The 451-nt window shown below is 27.9% G+C and carries 1 protein-coding gene; it reads left to right on the plus strand.

Going from position 1 to position 451, the window contains the following annotated elements; translation table 11 throughout:
• Positions 1–451: replication initiation factor domain-containing protein (locus BKN05_RS11940; protein ID WP_286688733.1), on the plus strand; the 451-nt coding region annotated here is incomplete at both ends.

Consider the following 451-nt stretch of genomic DNA (forward strand, 5'->3'; position numbering starts at 1 on the left):
GATGATTTGAGCGATTACTATGCAATTACTGATAAAGCAGTTAAGAAAACTGTTTTTTACGGTCGTAATGGTAAGCCTGAAACAAAATATTTCGGTGTAAGAGATAGTGATAGATTTATTAGAATTTATAATAAAAAGCAAGAGCGTAAAGATAATGCAGATGTTGAAGTTATGTCTAAGCATTTATGGCGTGTAGAAATTGAACTTAAAAGAAATATGGTTGATTATTGGAACGATTGTTTTAATGATTTACATATTTTGAAACCAGATTATACGATGATTAATAAAACTTCTGAACGTCATACAGTTATGGCTTTACTGTTTGATGAGAGTGAATCGGGAAAATTAAATAGAAATACTAAATATAAAGTTAAAAAGATTTTTAAAGAGATATCTCCAATTGATTTAACGGATTTGATGAAACAAACTTTAAAAGTGAACGAAAAACAAT

Origin of the sequence: Corynebacterium sp. S5S1, from assembly GCF_001913985.1 — a bacterium.
Classification (GTDB): Bacteria; Actinomycetota; Actinomycetes; order Mycobacteriales; family Mycobacteriaceae; genus Corynebacterium; species Corynebacterium marquesiae.